Below are 19,073 nucleotides of genomic sequence, written 5' to 3' on the forward strand. Positions count from 1 at the left end.
CCACTTGTCCCGGCGTTCAGGACAGGCGGTCTCGGGTTCCGAGAGCCGTTCGCCCCAGTGCGTCCGCGACGCCATCGCGGCTGGGGTGAACAGGTGAATCGTTAGATCAGCTTTGTCCCTGCGTCAAGCGGGCGAGAGACCCCGCAAACGCTCGGACCGGCGGCGCAGCAGTTCAACCGTGGTCAGCAGAGCAATCGACAGCACCACAAGGATCGTGGCGACTGCCAGAATGGTCGGGCTGATCTGCTCGCGCAGGCCGGTGAACATCTGCCAGGGCAGCGTCTTTTGGCTGGCCGAGCCGACAAACAGCACCACCACAACCTCGTCAAATGAGGTGATGAAGGCAAACAACCCGCCCGAGATCACGCCCGGCAGGATCAGCGGCATCTGGATCTTGAAGAAGGTCCGCACCGGGCCTGCACCCATATTGGCCGCCGCCCGCGTCAGCGACCGGTCAAAGCCCACCAGCGTCGCGGTCACGGTGATGATGACGAAGGGGATGCCCAGAACGGCGTGCGCGAGGATCACTTTTACGTAACCCACGAAGTTCTTGTTCATACCCAGCGTCCCTTCAAGGAAGTTCCCGATGTCGCTGTAGAAAAAGAACATGCCGGTGGCCGAGATGATCAGGGGCACGATCATCGGCGAAATCAGGATCCCCATGATCGCCCGCCGACCCGGCACGTGGGACTGGCTGAGCCCGATGGCGGCCAGTGTTCCCAGTGAGACCGAGATGACCGTCGCAATCGGCGCGATGATCAGCGAGTTCTTGAAGCTGCGCTGCCATTCATTGTTGGTAAAGAAGTCGCGATAGTGCTTCAGCGAATAACCTTCCGGGTCCAGCCGCAGCATCTCGGGCGTGAAGGTAAAGAAATCCTGTGCGTTGAACGACAGGGGCAGAACCACAAGGATCGGCGTGATCAGGAACACAAAGATCGCGCCGCAGATCACCCGGAACAGATAGTGGTAGAATACCTGTTTCGGCGTCAGATAGGGCAGCAGTTTCTGCCGATAACGCCCCTCGTACAGCCAATAGGTGAACCAGGCAAAGAACCAGCCGCCCAGCAGGCCCAGAACGCCGCCCATCGGGCCGGCGACCAGAAATCCAACAATGCCGAAACCCAGGATGTTGACCCAACGGGCCAGCTTCTCGTTCTTGAGCAGGTTGATGTAGACCCAGGCCAGCCCGGCAATCAGGACAGCGCCGCCCAGAAGGCCCAGAAGGATCGATCCGTTGCCTGCGCCGACAAAGATACCGGCGAAGGCCCCTGCCAGCGCGACGCTGGGCAGGACCATGGACATGGGTTTGCGGGAAATCAGAGTCAGTGCGGCCATTTTGATTATCCCAGCTTCACGTTATCGATGCCGACGATCTTGTCGTAGACCCAGTAGAGTAACAGCACGACGCCCAGAAGGATCGTCCCCAGTGCCGCGGCCAGCCCCCAGTTCAGCGAGGACGAGATGTGATAGGCGATCCGGTTCGAGATAAAGACGCCCTTGGTGCCGCCCACGATCTCGGGCGTGATGTAGTAACCGATCGACAGAATGAACACGAGGATCGATCCCGCGCCGATACCCGGAATGGATTGCGGGAAGTAAATGCGCCAGAACGTGGTCCAGTTGGTGGCGCCCATCGATTTCGCCGCGCGGGTGTAAGAGGGCGGGATGGTCTGCATCACCGAATACATCGGCAGGATCATGAAGGGCAGCAGGATATGCGTCATCGCAATGATCGTACCGATCTGGTTGTTGATGATCACAAGCCGCGCGTCATCCGCCACCAGCCCTAGCCAGACAAGGGTTTCGTTGATCACCCCCTGTTGTTGCAGCATTACTTTCCACGCCGAAGTTCGCACCAGCAACGAGGTCCAGAAGGGCAACAGGACAAGGATCATCAGCAGGTTCGACACCCGCATCGGCAAGGTCGCCAACAGGTAACTGACCGGATAGGCCAGCAGAATACAGGCCCCCGTAATCACCAACGACATGAACAGCGTGCGCCCGAACAGCTTGATCAGGATCTGTTTGTCTTCGGGCTGGGCCTGCGCGCCTTCGGGGGTGCGGCGCATGTCGACCGCGTTCAGGAAATAACCGTTGGTAACAGCAGGCGAGTGGGTTTTGATCACGGCCCAGGTCTTTGGGTCCCCCCAGCCATCGTGCACGTCGATCAGTTTTTCCTTGAATGGACCGTCCGTTTCCGGATCCATTTTGTTGATTTGCCGCCCGGATCTGCGGAACATCGAAGACATGCCGGTTTCTTCGTAGTTCAGACGCGAGCCCAGACGGGTGTGCTGTTTGTTGTCGATGGCGACAAGCATATCGCGCACGAATGCATCATAGACGGCCTCATCCGGCAACTCGCCCGACTTGTCGTCCCAATCCTTGAGGGCTTCGACGGTCAGAGGCAGCGTGTCCGCAACAATGCTGTTTTCGACCGAGCGGAACAGCATCGAGGCAATGGGAATGATGAACGAGAACATCACGAACAGCAGCAAAGGGGCAATCAGCAGCAAAGCCCGCATTTTCTGTCGCCGCAAAGAACGGGCCAGCGACTGTTTCAGCGGCGTCCCATCTGCCGCCAGCATTGGCCCTGCGTTATCGCTTGCGTCCGTCATCGTTATTCCCTGTTTTGTCTTGGTCTGGGGGCGGCGTACCGCCCCCGACAATCCTATGTCGTCAGGTCCGGCTTATTGTGCCAGCCACGCCTGGAATTTGGCGTCGATGTCGTCGCGGTAGTCCGCCCAGAACTCGTAGTTATACAGGAACGTGTTCTTTGCGTTTTCCGGATCGGTCGGCATGTGCGGTGCCATGTCGATGCCCAGATCGGCATGCTGACCCACCAGCGGAGCCGACGAGGCGCGGGCCGGACCGTACGAAATCCACTTGGCCTGATCCGCCAGACGCTGAGTGTCGGTGGCGAACATGATGTAGTCCAGCGCCTGCTTCTGACGCTCTTCGCTCAGACCAGCCGGGATGATCCATCCGTCCAGATCGAACACCTGCGCGTCCCACAGCATGGCGACGGGCTGGTTCTGCTCTTCGATCACGCTGAACAGACGACCGTTATAGGTCGAGCCCATGATAACCTCGCCATCCGCCAGCAGCTGCGGCGTGTCAGCACCGGCTGACCACCAGACAACGCTGTCCTTGATGGTGTCCAGCTTGGCCAGCGCCTGGTCCTGACCTTCCGGTGTTGCCAGAACGTCATAGACATCGTCTTTCGCAACGCCATCGCAGATCAGGGCCCATTCCATGTTGTTGATCGGACGCTTCTCCAGCGAGCGTTTGCCCGGATAGGCTTCCAGATCAAATACGGCGCAGACATCGGTGGGCGGTGTGTCACCAACCAGATCGGTGCGGTAGCCGAATGTGGTCGAATAAACGATCTGCGGGATAAAGCAGTCGCTGACCAGCAGGTCGCCAAAGTCTTCGGACGCGGGCGTGCCATCGGGGGCAGGGGCCAGCATGGTGTCAGGGTCGATTTCCATCGCCAGACCTTCGTCGCACAGACGGATCGCATCGGCGGCAACAACATCGACCACATCCCATGTGATGTTGCCCGCTTCGTTCATCGCGCGCAGTTTGGCAACCGCTTCGGCCGAGCTGTCATCGTTCAGAATGGTGACGCCGGTCTTTTCCGAATAGGGCTCGTGATATGCCTTAAGCTGCGACTTGGAATATGCGCCACCCCAGGAAACGATCGTCATTTCCTGCGCGGACACGCCGCCCGCAGCGATTGCAACGGCGGCAGTAGTCAGAAGGGTTTTGGTTGCTTTCATGTGTAACTCCCAGTTCATCCCGTTTATGTATGTGGTCAGCTGATGCACGGGTCTTCATCAGCCGGTCCCTCTCGTATAGATCCGCTTGTTTTGCGCGGCTTGGTCTATGCGTCGAGCGCACGACAATCCTGTGCCAGCCAGCCGATCTCGATCTCCTGACCGGCCTGCAGGCGAATGGCGTCGGGGGCGTTCCGTGTTTTGACGATAAAATCGTCGTTTCCGGCAACCGACATGCGGAAGCGGAAGACATCGCCCATATAGATGAATTCCTTGACCGTCGCTTTCAGCGTATGCGCGTCGGCATGCAGACGGTCCTTGTTGAACTCGACCCGCTCGGGCCGGATCGACACCTTGGTCCGTTCGCCCGGATTGTGCACGTTGATCGGCACAGCATCGATTTCCGAGCCGTCGTCCAACTGGATCAGGCAGGTGTCGCCTTCGATTGACTTGACCACGCCTTCCAGCGTGTTGTTCTCGCCAATGAACTGCGCAACAAAGCTGTTTTCCGGCTCTTCATACAGTTGATCCGGCGGGGCGAGCTGCTGAATGCGGCCATCGTCAAACACCGCGACCCGGTCTGACATAGTCAGCGCTTCGGTCTGGTCGTGGGTTACGTAGACGGTGGTAATGCCCAGCTCATGCGCAAGGCGCGTGATCTCGAACTGCATATGCTCGCGCAGCTGCTTGTCCAACGCGCCCAGCGGTTCGTCCATCAGAACCAGTTCGGGCTCGAACACCAGCGCGCGCGCCAGAGCGATCCGCTGTTGCTGACCACCGGACAGTTGCGCCGGGCGGCGACCGCCAAAGGCACCCATCTGAACCATGTCCAGCGCACGTTTGACCTTGGCCTCACGTTCGGATTTGCCCAGCTTGCGCACTTCCAGTGGGAACGAGAGGTTCTCGGCCACGGTCATGTGCGGGAACAGCGCGTAGTTCTGGAACACCATGCCAATTCCGCGCTTGTGCGGTGGAATGTTGTTGATGGGTTTGCCGTCCAGCAAAATCTCGCCATGGGTGGCAGTTTCGAACCCGGCCAACATCATAAGGCATGTGGTCTTGCCAGAGCCCGACGGCCCGAGCATGGTCAGAAATTCGCCTTTTGGCAGTGCCAGATTGAGGTCTTTAACGACGAGGATTTCGCCATCATAAGACTTTTGAACGCGTTGAAATTCGACAAACGCGGCGTCGTTCATTGCTTCGGTCACAAGACCCCCTGTTTCGTCAAATGATTATCCGGCTTTTCCGGATTTCATTGATCTGTCCGCATGAATTAAGACCAAGCCGAATACGTTTTGCAACAAGGAATGTCGTTTTTTGTTCCTGGGGTCTCGAATTGACAATTCAATTGACGGAATTCAGGCGCCGCATGTGCCACGCAAGGCTTTGATTGCTTGATAATACAGGCTTTCCAAGCCGCGCCCGTATTTCCGGCAGTGCTGACAAAGTTTTGAGGTTGGTACAGCTTAAGAAAACAGCATCCACTTGTGGATCCGACCCCAATTCAACGGCTGCCGAGACAACCGAATCATTGGAAATCCGCACAACCTTTGCCTCTTCTGATTCGCCGAATGTGCCAAAAACATCGGTCGAGATTCCGTTTTCAGCAAAAGTGCGCCGCAGGGGAATGTTCACTTCCTCAATATAAGGAGACAGAAGCGCGAATTTCGAAACACCGTGATTCGCGGCGCAGGCCACGGCAGCCCGCAACGGGTTTGTCACTTCGGCCGTGTTGCAGGTCTTCTTGACCATTTGGGCAACACGGTCTGATCCAATCACCGAACTGGCCGAGGTGCAGCCATAGCCGACAACTTTGTATGGCCGCGCCTTGGGCAATAAATCGGCAGCGGCGGGCAGGGCGTTTTCCATCTCGGCCAGCGTGCCGGTCGTCACTTGGATTCCGCTGGGAATGCGGGTGACGTAGATCGGATATTTCCGGTCCGAAAAGTAGTCGCTGAACTCGGGCTCAAGCGTTTCGTCGGTTTGCAGCACGATCAGGCCCATCGGTGAGGCGGCCGGATCGTCAGCGTCCAGAGTGTAGGGGATAGGTGTCATAGCTGGGCCACCTCCGGCCCTTTGCGGGGGCTGATGAAACGCGGTGCATCTTCGGTGATCACGATGTTTTCCTCGTGCACCAGTATCTTGTCCGCCACGGCGATGCCGGGCTCCAGCGTCAGAACCATTCCGGGTTCCAGCACCGTATGATCCGTCGGGATGAGCGAGGGCCATTCGGTCAGCGACATGCCCAGCCCGTGGCCCAACCGCCCGGCGTCGGTTCCTTCGCTATCTGCGGTCAGAATGGTGTTCATGGCATGGAACAGATCCGATGCGGTGGCACCGGGTCGGGCGATCTGAAACGCCGCGTCCGAGGCTTCGATCAGCCGCGCATGGGCCGCGCGGACAGCGGGCGTTGCCGGACCGACTGACCAGTTGCGGTCGAAATCCGAGAAATACCCGTCCCAGACCAGCCCGGTGTCCAGCATCAGCACATCGCCTTTGGCCAGCGGGGTGGGACTGGCTGGCGAGATCACATCGCTATATCCGCCTTGCTCTGCGCCCCCGGCAAGGTAGGGAACCCAATCCGCGCCTTCCTCCAGACAGAGCATCTGGAACTTGCGAAACACCTCATCCAGCGCCACGCCTTCACGCGCGATTTCCGGGACGCGGGCAAAGGCGCGCCCGGCGATCCCGCAAGCGGTTTCAAGCTTGGTGATTTCCGCGGCAGATTTGACCATGCGCAACTGGCGCAGGATGCCATGATCGCCGGACAGGCTGCGCGGAGTGATGGCCCGACGCACCCGCTCCAGATCGGCCAGCGGCATTCGGGCGTGGGTCTCATGCCCATCCGGCAGGCCTATGACACCGTTCGAAGGGGCCAGTTCGGTCAGCGCGTCAACCAGAAGCGAGACGCCATCATCCTGTAAATCCGGTGAGGACCACGTGCGGATATCGTCGATCCAGCTCTGTGCCATCAAGGCCGCGCCGATCGATGGGATCACCGCAACCGGTTTGCCGCTGGCAGGCACAATCAGAAACCAGGGCCGCGTCGGGCTTTCCCAGAACCGGGTCAGGAAGCCGGTGAAATACCGCACATCTGTTTCCGTGGTCAAAAGCAGCGCCGACAAGCCCGCCTGATCCATCAGTCGTTGGGCGCGTTCGGTTCGGGCCTGAAACTCGGTCGGGTCAAACCCCCTCATTCCGCGACCTCGGACAGGATGCAGAGAACGCGCGCGTTTTCGTCGATCCCTATTGCGGCCCGAGCCTCGGCGCTCATCACGGCAGCAACCCCGGCGCCGCCCGAGGCCGTTGTTGCCAGCCCCGCATCCTCCATCGCATCCAGATGTGTCGTCACTTCGTCATCGCGAAGGGTTAGGAACTGATCCGCATCGCGGGCCAACCCGTTCAGCGCGATCAGCGAGGGTTCCTTGCAGTCCAGCCGCCCCATGACGCTGTCCGGACCATCGGCGAAAACGCATTCGCCTGCTGAAATGCTGGCCTGAAGGGCGGGCGCATCCTCGGGCTCGACCACGACGATCTTCGGCGCGTTTCCCCAAACGGTACGCGCATACGCCGCGACCGCCCCGGCCAGCCCGCCGACGCCTGCCTGCAGCAGGATATGAGTCGGGGGCTCGGGGCATTGCTCTGCTGCTTCGGCGGCCATCTGCAAATACCCCTCCATCAACGTGTGGGGGAGATCGAAATACCCCTCCCACGAACTGTCGGACAGCAGGATCCAGCCGTTGTCGCGGGCAGCCGTGCTTGCGCCGTCCATGCTGGCGGCATAGTCCGTGCCTTCGCGCACAACCTGCGCATTCTGCGCGCGCAGGCGGTCGGCAAAGGTTTCGGGCACCGTGTCGGCAATGTAGACGACAGCCTTTGCGCCGAACATTCTGGCTCCGGCTGCGACACTCATCCCGTGATTGCCTGCACTGGCGGTCACGTAAGTACGCCCCTGCAATGTCGTCGCGTCCGGCTTGCCTTTTTCTTCGGCAGCATGCCGGGCGATCACATAAGCCGCACCAAGCGCCTTGAACGATCCCAAATTCATCCGCCCGCGTTCATCCTTGACCCACAGGCGCGCGACCGGTGCCAGCCCTGAAACCTCGACCAATGGCGTTTCCCTAGCGGCGGGGCATTGCGCCAACAAATCGGCCACGCGCGCCGCATCTGTCGATGGATAAGGGGCGGATGGTGCCAGTTTCTGACCCCCCCGATGCGGGTTGTTGACAGTGTGCATGGGACCTCCGACGTTTCGTTGCGTTGACCTGAGCCATTTGGTGCGGTTGTGTCAACGCAAACTGTTTCATAACCCGAGGTGGCGATGACTCATTCTGACCCTGCGTTCACTCAAGCTGAATATGACCGTCGTCTTGCCAAGACCCGAAACGCGATGGCGGCGAAAGGTCTGGATTGTCTGTTCGTTCAGGACCCGTCCAACATGGCCTGGCTGACAGGGTATGAGGGGTGGTCCTTCTATGTGCATCAGGGGGTGCTGGTCTTCCTCGATGCAGATCCGGTCTGGTGGGGGCGGCAGCAAGACAGCAATGGCGCACTGCGGACGGTGTGGATGGGGGATGATCGCATTCTGGGATATGCCGATCACTTTGTGCAATCCACAACCCGTCATCCGATGCAGGATCTGGCGCAGGTCATCGCCCGGTTCGGTCATGGTACAAGCCGTATCGGTGTCGAGATGGACAATTACTACTACTCGGCCAAGGCCCATCAGACCCTAGAAGCCGAACTGCCCAACGCAAGTTTTGTGGATGCCACCGCCTTGGTGAACTGGCAGCGGGCGGTTAAATCCGGCGAAGAAATCGCCCTGATGCGCAAGGCGGCGCGGATTTCCGAGCATATCGTCGATGGGGTGCTGGACAGGGTCGAACCGGGCCTGCGTAAGAATGAACTGGTCGCGCAGATCTATCACGACGCGATCACCGGGGTTGGAGAGGATTGGGGCGATTACGCTGCGATTGTGCCGCTGTTGCCGTCCGGATCGGATGCAGCTGCGCCGCATCTGACCTGGAACGGTGACGTGTTCAAATCTGGTGAATGCACGTTCTTTGAACTGTCAGGGTGTTACCGGCGCTACCACGCCCCATTCTGCCGCTCGGTCTTTCTGGGTGAGCCTCCGGAGCAGATGAAACGGGCCGAAGCGGCGCTGGTCGAAGGGTTGGAGGCCGGGCTGGACGCGGCGCGCGCCGGCAACCGGGCGCGGGATATTGCAGCCGCTCTGGCAGCCCCTCTGGAGCGCGCCGGGATCGAACGCGGCGCGCGGTGCGGCTATCCGATTGGCCTGAGTTACCCGCCGGATTGGGGCGAGCGGACAATTTCCCTGAGGGATGAGGACGAGACCATCCTGGAACCCGGAATGACCTTCCACTTCATGCCGGGCCTGTGGATGCAGGATTGGGGTCTGGAGATCACTGAATCCATTCTGATCCGCGAGTCCGGCCCGGCAGAGTGTTTTTGCAACCGCCCCCGGAAACTGTTCGTAAAGCCCTGACGTCTTTGGTCGCATCTTGCTGAGCCTCAACATGAGACGCCAAGGGCACCTGCTGACACCTCGGAACGAGCCAGATTCACCAGCATTGCGGTATCCGAAAGCCCGAAGGTGCTGTTTCAGAATGGCATCTCGGTCCGTCTCGATCCGACCGGGTGCGGCAACCCCAATTCCAACCTAGTTTGGCTGCGGATCAAGCCCCGAGGGTACGTCATCGGGCACCCAGTGGCGCAGGGTGTTCGTGGCTGGATCCGTCAACGCGTTCAGAAAGGCCACAAGATGCGCAACGTCGCGATCTGTCAGATCGGGGCGCGGCTCGAGCTGGTTCGCGGCGGCGATGCGTGCTTTCAGGTTGGGGGATTCAAGAACCCAGCCATCGCGGGTATCGAAAGCGCCCCGGCGGTCGGGTTCGACTGCGGTGAAACTCAAGGCCGACCCACGCGCCGAAAGCCGTTGGACATGTTTCAGTTCAGGCAAGATATCGGGTTTTAGACCATAGCGGTTCAGGCTGCCGACCGGGTCAATGTGGTGACGGATGACGTCTTCAAGCGTGTCATACGCGCCGCTATGCCCCCACGGACCTGTAATCGCGACGTTTCGCAAAGACGGGGTACGAAACGCAAACAGATCTTTGCCGCGTTTGCTGACCCTGTATCGGCCCTCATCCTCGGTTCGGGCAAAGAACCCGGTCTCGCGCCAGTATTCCAGATCCGCCCCGTGGCCCTTGCCGGGCCCAATCTGCGGCATGGCAATGGCGTGAAAACCATGATCGGTCAAAAGCGGCCCGCTGTGGCAGCCGGAACAGCCCGCCTTGCCGTAAAACAGCTGCAGACCTGCCTGCGCATCGTGGGACAGATGCGACATATCCCCTGTCCGCAACACCAGATCAAACGGGCTGTTGTCAGATCGAAAAGCCACGGTCTGAAAGGCTGCAAGTGCTTCGGCAATATGCGCGTAGGTAATGTCTGATGGCTGCCTGATCTCGTGAAAGGCGGCATCAAAAAGGGCGACATATGCGGGAATTTCGGAAACCGTCTTTGCAAGCAGCGCCCAGACTGTCGCCCTGTCCTCGGTTGCTGCGGCATCGGCGACTGGGTTCTCGCCATACTGACCGGCCATTTCCAATGGCGATGTCACCGGGAAAAACGCCTGAGCCGCCAGAACGCTGCTCAGATCAGGCGGAAGGGCTGATCCGGCCGGGTTTCGAATGGTTGCGCCCATCGCCTCGACCCGCCCATCGTGAAACATGCTTGTGTAGGCCCGTGCCCCGATGTTCCAAAGCGCCTGAGCGTTGCGCGGAATGCGCCCGTTGACGGCATCATGTGTGACGCGATGCGCCCCGGTCCCTGTACCGCCTTCGCCAATGCCCAAGGCCAAACCATCCCCCGACCCCAGGCTGGGGTCATGGCAGGTGCCACAGGATATGTTCTTGTTTCCGGACAGGATCGGGTCGAAAAACAGGTTGCGGCCCAACTCGACCAACGTGTCCGAGGGTGCACCGTCATACAGGAAATCCGTGTCCTCCAGCGGATCGGGCAAGGGCAACCAATGCTCGGCCCAGGAAACCTGCGGCAGGGCGAAGGTTGAGAGCATGACGCCCAATAAGGGCGTCACAATCAAAGATCTCAAACTGATGTGCATTGTTTTCAACTCCTGAAAAGGCTGGGGCAAGCACTGGGCGGGTGCAGACCCGGTCAAACGGCAGGTCAGGGCAGGTTGCGGATCAGCAAGACGACGTCGCCGGTGTAGTAGGGCTGGCAAGGGTGGTTCCGCACGGGCGCCTGCGCGACCGGTTCAAAGCCAAGCCTGCGATACAGCCGCAGCGCGCCGGTATTTTGGCCATAGACCTGAATGCTCAGCTTTTGGTACCCGGCCCGGCGGGCAGTGTTCTCGACCTCGGCCAGTAGCGCGCTTCCGATGCCCCGGTTTCGGGCCGAGGCGTAGACGGCCAGCGCGTTGACAAACCATGTCCCGGTCGACAGCGCCTCAAGCTCGACGAAGGGTTTGATCGGATCCGGAAGGTCCGCGATGTTTCCTTCGGGCACCGTTTCAATCGGATAGGTCAACGCCATGCCCAACACGTGGTTCTGGTTCCGGGCGAGAATAGCGTTGGTATAGGAAAAGCCGCCGCTGGTGCGTTGCGCCCGCGCCATGCCGACGTCGAGCACGGTTTGTCCGGGGGCCACTGACTTTGCCCACAGCCATGAGGGGATACCCTCGCCTGCAATGTCGATCAGCTTGGCAAGGTCTTTTGCGTCGTTTCTGGACGCAGGTCGAATTTCAGGGAGTGTTGTGTCTTTCATAACGTCCACGCGTGAATTGGATGAATTTGCACAAGGCACCATGCCCGGTCGGATACCGGGCATGGCGCTGCTAAGTGCGATCAGGAATTGGCGTCGGCTGTGAACTCGATCGGGCCAACGGGCACGCCCGAGTCCCATTCCAGAAAGTCACCGTCATCGACCTTGTAAGAGGCGTGATCCTTCTCGGCGGTTTCAAACTTGAAAGTCGCGTTGATGGCCATGAATTCGTTGAAGCCCAGGGTGGTTTGAACCAGCCCGCCCTCAATCCCGACAAATTCGCCTGTCGATCCGGTGACCGGGCGCAGGTTTTCCTTGCCGATATCAGCGATTTCGGGGCCTTGCGTGATGACTGTGTCCCCGTCGTTGAATTCAAAAACCTGCCGGCTGATGACCCAGACACCCGAGGTCGCGTTGCCGCCTTCGCCAACAAAGTACCCATCACAGGTCCAGGTCCCCAGAACCAGTCCGGGAAAGGCCGGGCTGCCATCCTGATTGACGCCCTTGGTCTGATCGCTGAGCGTGCCGGCGGGGTAGATGTAACCCTGGCTTACGAATGCGTTGCCATGGGCTGGCATCCCGTTTTCGTGCACAGGGTCCGCCGCCATGAAGATCCGCGTGTGATCTTCGGCCACATCGAACGCCATCAGCGGCTCTTGCGCATAGGCCATTCCGGTGGACGCCAGAATGGCGAGCATTGAGAGAATTGATTTGGACATTGAATTTTCCTTTCAGTTTCAGATTTCAATGGGTCATCACCCGCCCGCGGACCTGTCCGCAGGCGACGATCTGGTCAGGGCCAAAAGCCCGAAGGGTTGGGCGATCTCAGGCGGGTTCCGTTGCCTTGCAGATCGCAGAGACATGGCGGTGGTCCGTGCCGCAGCATCCGCCCATGACGGTCAGGTTCGGCAGCATCGCCGACAGTCCTGCATAAAGCGCCCCAAGCTCGGCCGGGTTGCCGTCATCCAGCGTCTCGGCAGCATCCAGCTCGGCGTGGCTTTGCCGTGACGCGTTGGCACGCAGGCCCATGATCCGCCGGGTCCAGCCGCCGTTCAAAACATGGGTGAAATGGTCCGGGTGGGCGCAATTAATCATGTAGTAAGCAGGGTAGGCGTCGGTACCTGCATCAACCACCTCGATCGCTTGCTGCAAGGTCTCGCCCGAGGGCAACAGCCCGTCGGTTTCAAGCGTGAAGGCGATGGCCACCGGAATGCCCCGTGTCTTGGCGGCCCGTGCGATGCCCAAAGCCTCGGCCGAGTAGGTCATCGTGATGGCCGAGACCATATCGGCCCCGAATTCTTCGAACCAACCGACCTGCGCGTCATGGTAGGCCTGGGCCTGATCCGGTGTCAGAATGCGCGTCGGCGCGTATCCATCATCCTGCGGGCCAAGGACGCCATTGATGACAAAGGGGGATTGACCTTCGATTTCCATCCGGTCGCGTAGCTTGCTGAGGTTGCAGATGGCTTCCCGGTGTACCGCGCGCAACGTGTCATGGCTGATGCCCAGTTCGGCGGCCCAACGGGCACTGGCGCGCCAGGTCGGAGTGTCCATGACAAATCCGCGTTTTTCCGCGACGGCCATCTCGGCGAACTGCATCATGTAGGCGTCCAGGGCGGCGACGCCCTCTTCGGTCTCCAGCGCCTTGAAAGAGGCAAACAGCGGCAGGTCGATCCCTTTCTGGAAGATCAGAAAGGTCTCTAACCCACCATCGGTGATCATCGAATGTCCGGACAATTGCGGCAGAGCGTTTCGGTATTTCATCTTTCCTCCCTCCTGAGAATGGGGTGTCTTCGTTCAGTGATGAGGATGTGCTACCCCGGCGGCGCAATGCGGGCTTGAGGCAAACCTGAGAAAACCCTGAGAACGTCTGAGGCTTTGCGTGGCTTTGCAGTGCAGCTAGTGTGAGGTCATGAAAGTCCGGATTTCAGATGCCGAGATCGATTTTGATCAGGTGACGGCCACCCATGGCGGTCAGACCCTAAGGCTGACCCGGCAGTCGCTTGGGATATTGCGCACGCTTTTTGAGGCTGGCGGAGCTGTCGTCAGCAAGGATGACCTGATTCTCAGGGTCTGGGGGGATCGCATTGTCACGGACGCCACCCTTTCGACCGCCATAAAAGAAGCGCGGCGCGCGGTCGGGGACAGCGGCACGGCGCAGCGGGTCATCAAGACGGTTCATGGTGTGGGCTTCCGAATGGCCCTTGATCCCGCCCCGGTGACTGAGGGCGGCAGACCTGAACCGGCTGTCCCCTGTCTGGTTGTTTTGGCCTTCAAGAACACAAGCCGGGATGCAGAGGCCCAGTTCATCTGCGACGGGATTACGGATGAAATCATTGCAAGCCTGTCCCGGTTCCGGGACTTCAAAGTGTTGTCCCGCACCACCGCAGACGCCATTCAGGCTGCGCAACTGGATCATGACGAGATCCGCCGCCGTTATGGGGCAGAGTTTGTCATCGAAGGCAGCGTTCGTCAGACCGAAGCCAGATTGCGTGTCAGCGTGCAACTGGTATCGACAGAAACCGGCGCGATTGTGGTCACCGATCAGTTCGATAGCGAGGCCACGGTTGCGTCGCTGTTTGATGTGCAGGACAAGATCGCCTTGACCTGCGCAGGCCGACTTGCTGGCCCGCATGGGCCGGTGGCCGACAGGATCGCCGCAGAGATCCGAACCGAAACATCCCATTCCAGTTGGACGATGTTTCGTCTGGTGTCCGAGTTTCGCCGGTTTTACCGCACCTACGACATAGAATTGCACGCCCGTTTGCGCGAGGAACTGCCGCAGGCATTGGATCGCCACCCGGATGCCTCGGACGGATGGGCGGCCTATTCTGTCATCTTGCTGGAAGAGTTTCGGTATCACGTCAACGAAAGGCCCGGTATCGATGCCCTGGCCTTGGCGACGGGGGCGGCAGAAAAGGCGACTGTCTCAGACCCGCGCAATGCGTTTGCCTGGGTTGCACTGGCTATGTGTCGGTTGTTCGCAATGGATGTCGCCGCCTTTGATCAGGCGGCGCAAAAGGCGCTAGCCTTGAATCCGGGGCATTCGGATGTGCTGTCGGAAATCGGCCATTGCTACGCATTTCTGGGCCGGGAAGATGAGGCCTTGCAGCTGTTGGACCGGGCCATGGACATCAGCCCGGAACATCCCGGCTGGTACCATTTCGCCAAGGTCTGGAGATACGCCAGACTGGGACTGAACGAGGCGGCTTTGGTCGAGCTTCAGAAAGTCCCGATGCCGGGGTTTTATTGGTACCATGCGCATCTTGTCTGGCTGTATGTCGCCCTCGACGATCTGGATGCGGCGCAGCAAGAGGTTTTGGCCCTGAAACAGGCTTTCCCGGACTTCGAGACCCGCGTCTTTCAGGAACTGGCGATGTGGGAGGCGAACTCGGACCTTGTCGAGCAGGCCTTATCAAGCTGGCGCAGAGCAGGGTTGACTATTACCGGCGCGGCAGAAGGCCGATAATGCCGGACAACAGGATAGCGGCTGCAAGCGATGCGTATCCCGCAGCATGGACCTGCGCGGCCCCGGCCACCCCTCCGATAGCGAACCCAAGCAGGTATCCGGCCATCGCCCCCGGTGCCCGGTCCCCGGCGGATCCCAAATAGAGGGGAAAGAACAGAAACAAGGCGAACCCGTTCAAGAGTATTGTCAGGCCGAACAGGAACAGGGTTGGCGCCACGTAGCTCAGCGCCCCGATCAGCGCGGCCGCGAACATCGACAGCGATTGGGCCCTGCCGCGCCAGTTTGCTGGCACCTGCGAGGCAAGGATTGATCCCAACGCGCCTGTTACAAGGCTGGAAAGCAGCCAGAAGGGCAGGTTCTGCGCGTCCTCGAACCTGCCTCCGAAAAGCTCCAGATAGGTCCAATATGCACCCATCAGCACGAAAAAGGGAAGGTATCGGGCAGGCACATCCGCGAGGATGCTGCGCCAGTTGACGTGCTGCCCGGCGGGTGATGTCTGCAGCGGCGCAGCGAGCAGGCCGAGAGAGATCACAGCCAGAACCCAGAAGGACGAAATACCCAATACTGGCAATACCAGATAGACGATCAGTGAGACCACCAACCCGACTGTCATCGCCGTGCTGATAACGCGAAGCCCTGTGCCAAGACTGCCCAAACCGCGTGTCGCGAACCCGGCCAAAGACCCGATCGCCAGCCCGAGAATACAGCAGGCGACCAGTGTGAAGACAGCGTTCAAAGGCGGGCTGAGGGCCAGATAGACAAGGCACACCGGCACGCCGATCTTTGCCAGACCGGCACGGATTGCGTGTCTGGCAGTGGCGCAGGCCACAGCGGCGGACAACAGGACAAGACTGCCGATACCCCCGGCCTGAGCGTCAGACAGACGGGCATTTGACGCCAGATCGCCAATCCAGACCGGCATGGTGTTGATCAGGACCAGACCAAATCCGATTGTCAGGACGATTGAACGCGAATCCACTGCCTGCTCCTGTCGCAATCACGCCGTAGGCACCCGAACATCACCCCTGTTTCAGCAAGAATGCAAGATCAAGACGTCCGCTGCGACTTGCCTGAACACCTCAGCCCGGCTAACCTTTCCCTGTCTGAACGGTCACAAGAGGAGGGCAATTGCTGAGCATGCGCATCACACGCCGACTTCAGCATGGTCCCTGTTTTGCCCTGCAAATCCGTTTGCAGGGCTGACCAAATCCTTATCCGATTGACGGTCTGCCCAAAGCCGCGTGGCGGCGCATTTCTTGTGACACGAGACCGTTATGACTCTTCTCAATACCAAGTCGCTTGGCGTAACGCTGGGGACTCCTCTTTTTCAGAACCTTGATCTGACCATTTCAAAAGGTGACCGCATTGGCCTGATTGCAGCCAATGGCCGTGGTAAATCCACGCTTTTGAAATGCCTTGCTGGTCTGATCGAACAAACATCCGGCGAAATCACGCGCAGCAGGGGGCTGCGCGTCGGATATGTTCCGCAAGATGTCCCCGATGCGGCGCTGTCGGTTACGTTGTATGACTGGGTTCTTCGCAACCTGCCGCCCGAGGTGGCAGAGTATGAAAGCTGGAAAGTCGACGTGGCCCTTGCGGATTTGCAGGTGCCGTTCGAGGTTCAGCAGGTCCCTTTGGCCGAACTCAGCGGGGGCTGGCAGCGAACGGCGCTGCTTGCCGCGGCTTGGGTCAATCAGCCGGATCTTCTGTTACTGGACGAACCCACCAACCATCTGGACTTGCGCCGGATCGCCTTGTTGCAGGATTGGCTTGCAGCCCTGCCGCACAGTGTCGCCATTTTGATGACCTCGCATGACCGGGCGTTTCTGGACGAAACAACGAACAGGACGCTGTTTATCCGGCCGGACCATTCGCGCGTGTTCAACCTGCCGTTTTCTGCAGCGCGGGAGGCATTGGACGTGGCGGACACGGCCGATGCGCGGCAGTATTCCAACGACATGAACAAGGTGCGGCAATTGCGGCGCCAGGCGGCAAAACTCAAGAATGTCGGGATCAATTCGGGCTCGGACCTGTTGCTGACCAAGACAAAGCGTCTGACCGAACGTGCCGAACGCCTTGAGGAGATGGCAAGGCCAGCACATCAGGAAAAGGATGCGGGGCAAATCAGGCTGGCAAATAGCGGCACCCATGCAAGGGCACTGGTGTCACTGGAGGATATGACCATCACCAAACCCGATGGCGCGCCCTTGTACCGAACCGGTCAAAAATGGATCACCAAGGGCGACCGCGTGGTTTTGCTGGGCACAAACGGGGCCGGGAAAACCCGGCTGATCCAGGCGGTCCGGCGTGCGTTGACTGGTGAAGAGGGGCAGATCCGATGCGCATCCTCGATCATTCCGGCTTATTCAGGTCAGAGTTTTGAGCAATTGAACGATGCGGCAACGCCGATGATCGCTGTCACGCACCGGTCCGACATTGGCGACCGGCGCGCGCGTCAGGTTCTGGCCGGGGCAGGGATCGAGATTGCGCGGCAGGACCGCCCGATCGATCAGCTTTCAGGTGGGCAAAAAGCGCGTCTGGCCATGCTGGTCCTGCGGCTGGAGAATCCCAATTTCTATCTGCTGGACGAGCCCACGAACCACCTGGACATCGCCGGGCAAGAACTGTTGGAGGCAGAGTTGATCGCCCAGGATACCACCTGTCTACTGGTCAGCCATGACAGGCAGTTCATCCGCACTGTCGGAACCCGGTTCTGGTGGATCAAGGGCCGAAAGCTGAGGGAAGTCGATAGCGCCGAAGCGTTTTTGGACGCCGAGATGTCGGGCGACACGGGCTAGGAGATTGACGTGCAAGGAAGCTCCGCCGCCGTTAAGCCGGGGCCGGGGTGGTGCCTTTGCCATATTGTTTTCTGAACTCGGTCGGTGTCATGCCGGTGCTGGCCCGGAACGCCCGGTTGAACGGGCCAAGCGACGAAAACCCGACTTCATACGCGATGCTCAGCACGGTGCTGTCCTCCATGTCCGGCGCGATTAGCAGTTTCCGAGCCTCGTCAATGCGAAAGGTGTTGACGTAGCTGGGGAAGTTCCGATGGCCCATGCCCTGATTGATGGCCGCCCGGATACGGTGCTCGGGTGTATCAAGATGGGCGGCCATTCGCGTCACGGTCAGACCTTCCTCGCGCCACAGCCCGTCTGACATTGTCTTTTCGATCCGCCCGATCAGTGCGGCCTGCGCGGGGCTGAGCGTCACGTCCTCTGGTTGCCCGGCGGGCTGGACGATCCAGATATCCGATCGCAATCGCACCGACCACAGCAGGAACGCGCCTGCCGACAGAAAGATCAGCGTCGCTTGGGACATGTAGACCCAATGCGGCAGGGCACGGTCCAGTTGCGTGATCTCAAGCGCTGTAATGATGATGCCGAGGCACAGAACCCAGGCCAGAAACCAGCGCCGGAACCGGCGGCGGGTGGCCACCAGATCATCCGCGTCGCCCTTTATGACAATGCCAAGGATATGCGCAAAAAGAACCAACGCGCAGGCACCCCGGATAGCCCCTGTGGGAAGGTTCAGATGGGCCAGCCAGGCCGAGACCACAAGGATTGCGGCAATGACAATCTGCCATGGCCTGATCCCAACGCTGTCCTGAAACAGTTCAATGGCGGCCCAGTACACCAAAACGGGGATGGTCGAGGCCACCATAATAAGCGCGGACTGCGCGGCTGGGGCCAGCTCGATATTTGGGGACGACAGGACAAGGTAGGGGCCAAGGCCAAGACAAAGCAAAGCAACAGACACGCTTTTGCGCGTCCGCGCGCCGTTGGTCAGAAACACCAGGGCGCAAAGCGCAAGCGCACCGAAGGCGCTTCCCCGAAGGAAAAGATCAAAGATCGCTGTGTCCGGCATCGTGGCCATAAGCAAATTCCGGTTTCCCGCGCGGGTCAACGGCACAGGCTTGCCGATTGTGAAAAATCCTGACCGATCCTGAAGAATCCGCGCCGTGTTTCGAAATCGGCGCGCCAGCGCTCACCACGCCCGCGCATGTTCCGCCCATATCCCTTTTGATG

General features: G+C 59.8%; 16 protein-coding genes. 3 read left to right on the plus strand and 13 right to left on the minus strand.

Features of this window, described 5'->3' with window-relative positions:
* Positions 1 to 123: 123 nt before the first annotated feature.
* The 7 genes from ACR0MO_RS07970 to ACR0MO_RS08000 form a co-directional block, all read right to left on the minus strand.
* The gene (locus ACR0MO_RS07970) at positions 124 to 1,335 is read right to left on the minus strand and encodes an ABC transporter permease (RefSeq protein WP_170622432.1); all 1,212 of its coding nucleotides are present in this window, start codon (positions 1,333 to 1,335) and stop codon (positions 124 to 126) included.
* 5 nt (positions 1,336 to 1,340) lie between these two features.
* Positions 1,341 to 2,615, minus strand: coding sequence for an ABC transporter permease (locus ACR0MO_RS07975; protein ID WP_480890635.1), 1,275 nt, complete (start codon positions 2,613 to 2,615; stop codon positions 1,341 to 1,343).
* 72 nt (positions 2,616 to 2,687) lie between these two features.
* The gene (locus ACR0MO_RS07980; protein WP_170622430.1) at positions 2,688 to 3,779 is read right to left on the minus strand and encodes an extracellular solute-binding protein; all 1,092 of its coding nucleotides are present in this window, start codon (positions 3,777 to 3,779) and stop codon (positions 2,688 to 2,690) included.
* 104 nt (positions 3,780 to 3,883) lie between these two features.
* A complete protein-coding gene (locus tag ACR0MO_RS07985) occupies positions 3,884 to 4,972 on the minus strand; it encodes an ABC transporter ATP-binding protein (protein ID WP_170622665.1) in 1,089 nt (362 codons plus the stop codon).
* Positions 4,973 to 5,120: 148 nt separating this feature from the next.
* The gene (locus tag ACR0MO_RS07990) at positions 5,121 to 5,831 is read right to left on the minus strand and encodes a maleate cis-trans isomerase family protein (protein ID WP_480707821.1); all 711 of its coding nucleotides are present in this window, start codon (positions 5,829 to 5,831) and stop codon (positions 5,121 to 5,123) included.
* A complete protein-coding gene (locus ACR0MO_RS07995) occupies positions 5,828 to 6,973 on the minus strand; it encodes a M24 family metallopeptidase (RefSeq protein ID WP_480707820.1) in 1,146 nt (381 codons plus the stop codon). The genes ACR0MO_RS07990 and ACR0MO_RS07995 overlap by 4 nt, the downstream gene beginning before the upstream one ends.
* Positions 6,970 to 8,013, minus strand: a complete 1,044-nt coding sequence (locus ACR0MO_RS08000) for a pyridoxal-phosphate dependent enzyme (protein WP_170622427.1) — start codon at positions 8,011 to 8,013, stop codon at positions 6,970 to 6,972. Before ACR0MO_RS08000 ends, ACR0MO_RS07995 begins: the two co-directional genes overlap by 4 nt.
* Positions 8,014 to 8,097: 84 nt before the next feature.
* On the opposite strand from ACR0MO_RS08000, the gene ACR0MO_RS08005 reads away from it, so the two are divergent.
* Positions 8,098 to 9,282: a M24 family metallopeptidase gene (locus ACR0MO_RS08005; protein WP_170622426.1), complete on the plus strand. Its 1,185-nt coding sequence runs from the start codon at positions 8,098 to 8,100 to the stop codon at positions 9,280 to 9,282.
* A gap of 174 nt (positions 9,283 to 9,456) precedes the next feature.
* Here ACR0MO_RS08005 and ACR0MO_RS08010 read toward each other — a convergent pair whose 3' ends face one another.
* From ACR0MO_RS08010 to ACR0MO_RS08025, 4 genes are all read right to left on the minus strand, one after another.
* Positions 9,457 to 10,920, minus strand: a complete 1,464-nt coding sequence (locus ACR0MO_RS08010) for a cytochrome-c peroxidase (RefSeq protein WP_480890639.1) — start codon at positions 10,918 to 10,920, stop codon at positions 9,457 to 9,459.
* Positions 10,921 to 10,985: 65 nt separating this feature from the next.
* Complete coding sequence (locus ACR0MO_RS08015) at positions 10,986 to 11,582, minus strand: GNAT family N-acetyltransferase (protein ID WP_170622425.1); 597 nt, start codon at positions 11,580 to 11,582, stop codon at positions 10,986 to 10,988.
* Positions 11,583 to 11,662: 80 nt separating this feature from the next.
* Positions 11,663 to 12,298: a hypothetical protein gene (locus ACR0MO_RS08020; RefSeq protein ID WP_480873569.1), complete on the minus strand. Its 636-nt coding sequence runs from the start codon at positions 12,296 to 12,298 to the stop codon at positions 11,663 to 11,665.
* A gap of 106 nt (positions 12,299 to 12,404) precedes the next feature.
* The gene (locus ACR0MO_RS08025; RefSeq protein ID WP_480890641.1) at positions 12,405 to 13,343 is read right to left on the minus strand and encodes a homocysteine S-methyltransferase family protein; all 939 of its coding nucleotides are present in this window, start codon (positions 13,341 to 13,343) and stop codon (positions 12,405 to 12,407) included.
* Between the two features lie 148 nt (positions 13,344 to 13,491).
* Between ACR0MO_RS08025 and ACR0MO_RS08030 the strand changes: the two genes are divergently transcribed.
* Positions 13,492 to 15,048, plus strand: a complete 1,557-nt coding sequence (locus ACR0MO_RS08030; RefSeq protein WP_480873572.1) for a winged helix-turn-helix domain-containing tetratricopeptide repeat protein — start codon at positions 13,492 to 13,494, stop codon at positions 15,046 to 15,048.
* On the opposite strand, the gene ACR0MO_RS08035 is transcribed toward ACR0MO_RS08030, so the two are convergent.
* Entirely contained in the window at positions 15,023 to 16,027 is a 1,005-nt protein-coding gene (locus ACR0MO_RS08035; RefSeq protein ID WP_480890644.1) for a hypothetical protein, read from the minus strand. The genes ACR0MO_RS08030 and ACR0MO_RS08035 overlap by 26 nt on opposite strands.
* A gap of 295 nt (positions 16,028 to 16,322) precedes the next feature.
* Between ACR0MO_RS08035 and ACR0MO_RS08040 the strand changes: the two genes are divergently transcribed.
* Positions 16,323 to 17,846, plus strand: coding sequence for an ABC-F family ATP-binding cassette domain-containing protein (locus ACR0MO_RS08040; protein ID WP_480890646.1), 1,524 nt, complete (start codon positions 16,323 to 16,325; stop codon positions 17,844 to 17,846).
* Positions 17,847 to 17,877: 31 nt separating this feature from the next.
* Here ACR0MO_RS08040 and ACR0MO_RS08045 read toward each other — a convergent pair whose 3' ends face one another.
* Positions 17,878 to 18,921 (minus strand): helix-turn-helix domain-containing protein, encoded by a 1,044-nt coding sequence (locus ACR0MO_RS08045; RefSeq protein WP_170622419.1) that lies wholly within the window; start codon positions 18,919 to 18,921, stop codon positions 17,878 to 17,880.
* Positions 18,922 to 19,073: the final 152 nt, after the last annotated feature.

This window comes from Ruegeria sp. K5 (genome assembly GCF_056531805.1).

Coding starts and splice junctions, on each gene's coding strand:
- ACR0MO_RS07995 (WP_480707820.1), bottom strand. CDS start 6,973: ATGAGGGGGTTTGACCCGACCGAGTTTCAGGCCCGAACCGAACGCGCC.
- ACR0MO_RS08025 (WP_480890641.1), bottom strand. CDS start 13,343: ATGAAATACCGAAACGCTCTGCCGCAATTGTCCGGACATTCGATGATC.
- ACR0MO_RS08010 (WP_480890639.1), bottom strand. CDS start 10,920: ATGCACATCAGTTTGAGATCTTTGATTGTGACGCCCTTATTGGGCGTC.
- ACR0MO_RS07970 (WP_170622432.1), bottom strand. CDS start 1,335: ATGGCCGCACTGACTCTGATTTCCCGCAAACCCATGTCCATGGTCCTG.
- ACR0MO_RS07975 (WP_480890635.1), bottom strand. CDS start 2,615: ATGACGGACGCAAGCGATAACGCAGGGCCAATGCTGGCGGCAGATGGG.
- ACR0MO_RS08020 (WP_480873569.1), bottom strand. CDS start 12,298: ATGTCCAAATCAATTCTCTCAATGCTCGCCATTCTGGCGTCCACCGGA.
- ACR0MO_RS08000 (WP_170622427.1), bottom strand. CDS start 8,013: ATGCACACTGTCAACAACCCGCATCGGGGGGGTCAGAAACTGGCACCA.
- ACR0MO_RS07980 (WP_170622430.1), bottom strand. CDS start 3,779: ATGAAAGCAACCAAAACCCTTCTGACTACTGCCGCCGTTGCAATCGCT.
- ACR0MO_RS08045 (WP_170622419.1), bottom strand. CDS start 18,921: ATGGCCACGATGCCGGACACAGCGATCTTTGATCTTTTCCTTCGGGGA.
- ACR0MO_RS07990 (WP_480707821.1), bottom strand. CDS start 5,831: ATGACACCTATCCCCTACACTCTGGACGCTGACGATCCGGCCGCCTCA.
- ACR0MO_RS08030 (WP_480873572.1), top strand. CDS start 13,492: ATGAAAGTCCGGATTTCAGATGCCGAGATCGATTTTGATCAGGTGACG.
- ACR0MO_RS07985 (WP_170622665.1), bottom strand. CDS start 4,972: ATGAACGACGCCGCGTTTGTCGAATTTCAACGCGTTCAAAAGTCTTAT.
- ACR0MO_RS08005 (WP_170622426.1), top strand. CDS start 8,098: ATGACTCATTCTGACCCTGCGTTCACTCAAGCTGAATATGACCGTCGT.
- ACR0MO_RS08015 (WP_170622425.1), bottom strand. CDS start 11,582: ATGAAAGACACAACACTCCCTGAAATTCGACCTGCGTCCAGAAACGAC.
- ACR0MO_RS08040 (WP_480890646.1), top strand. CDS start 16,323: ATGACTCTTCTCAATACCAAGTCGCTTGGCGTAACGCTGGGGACTCCT.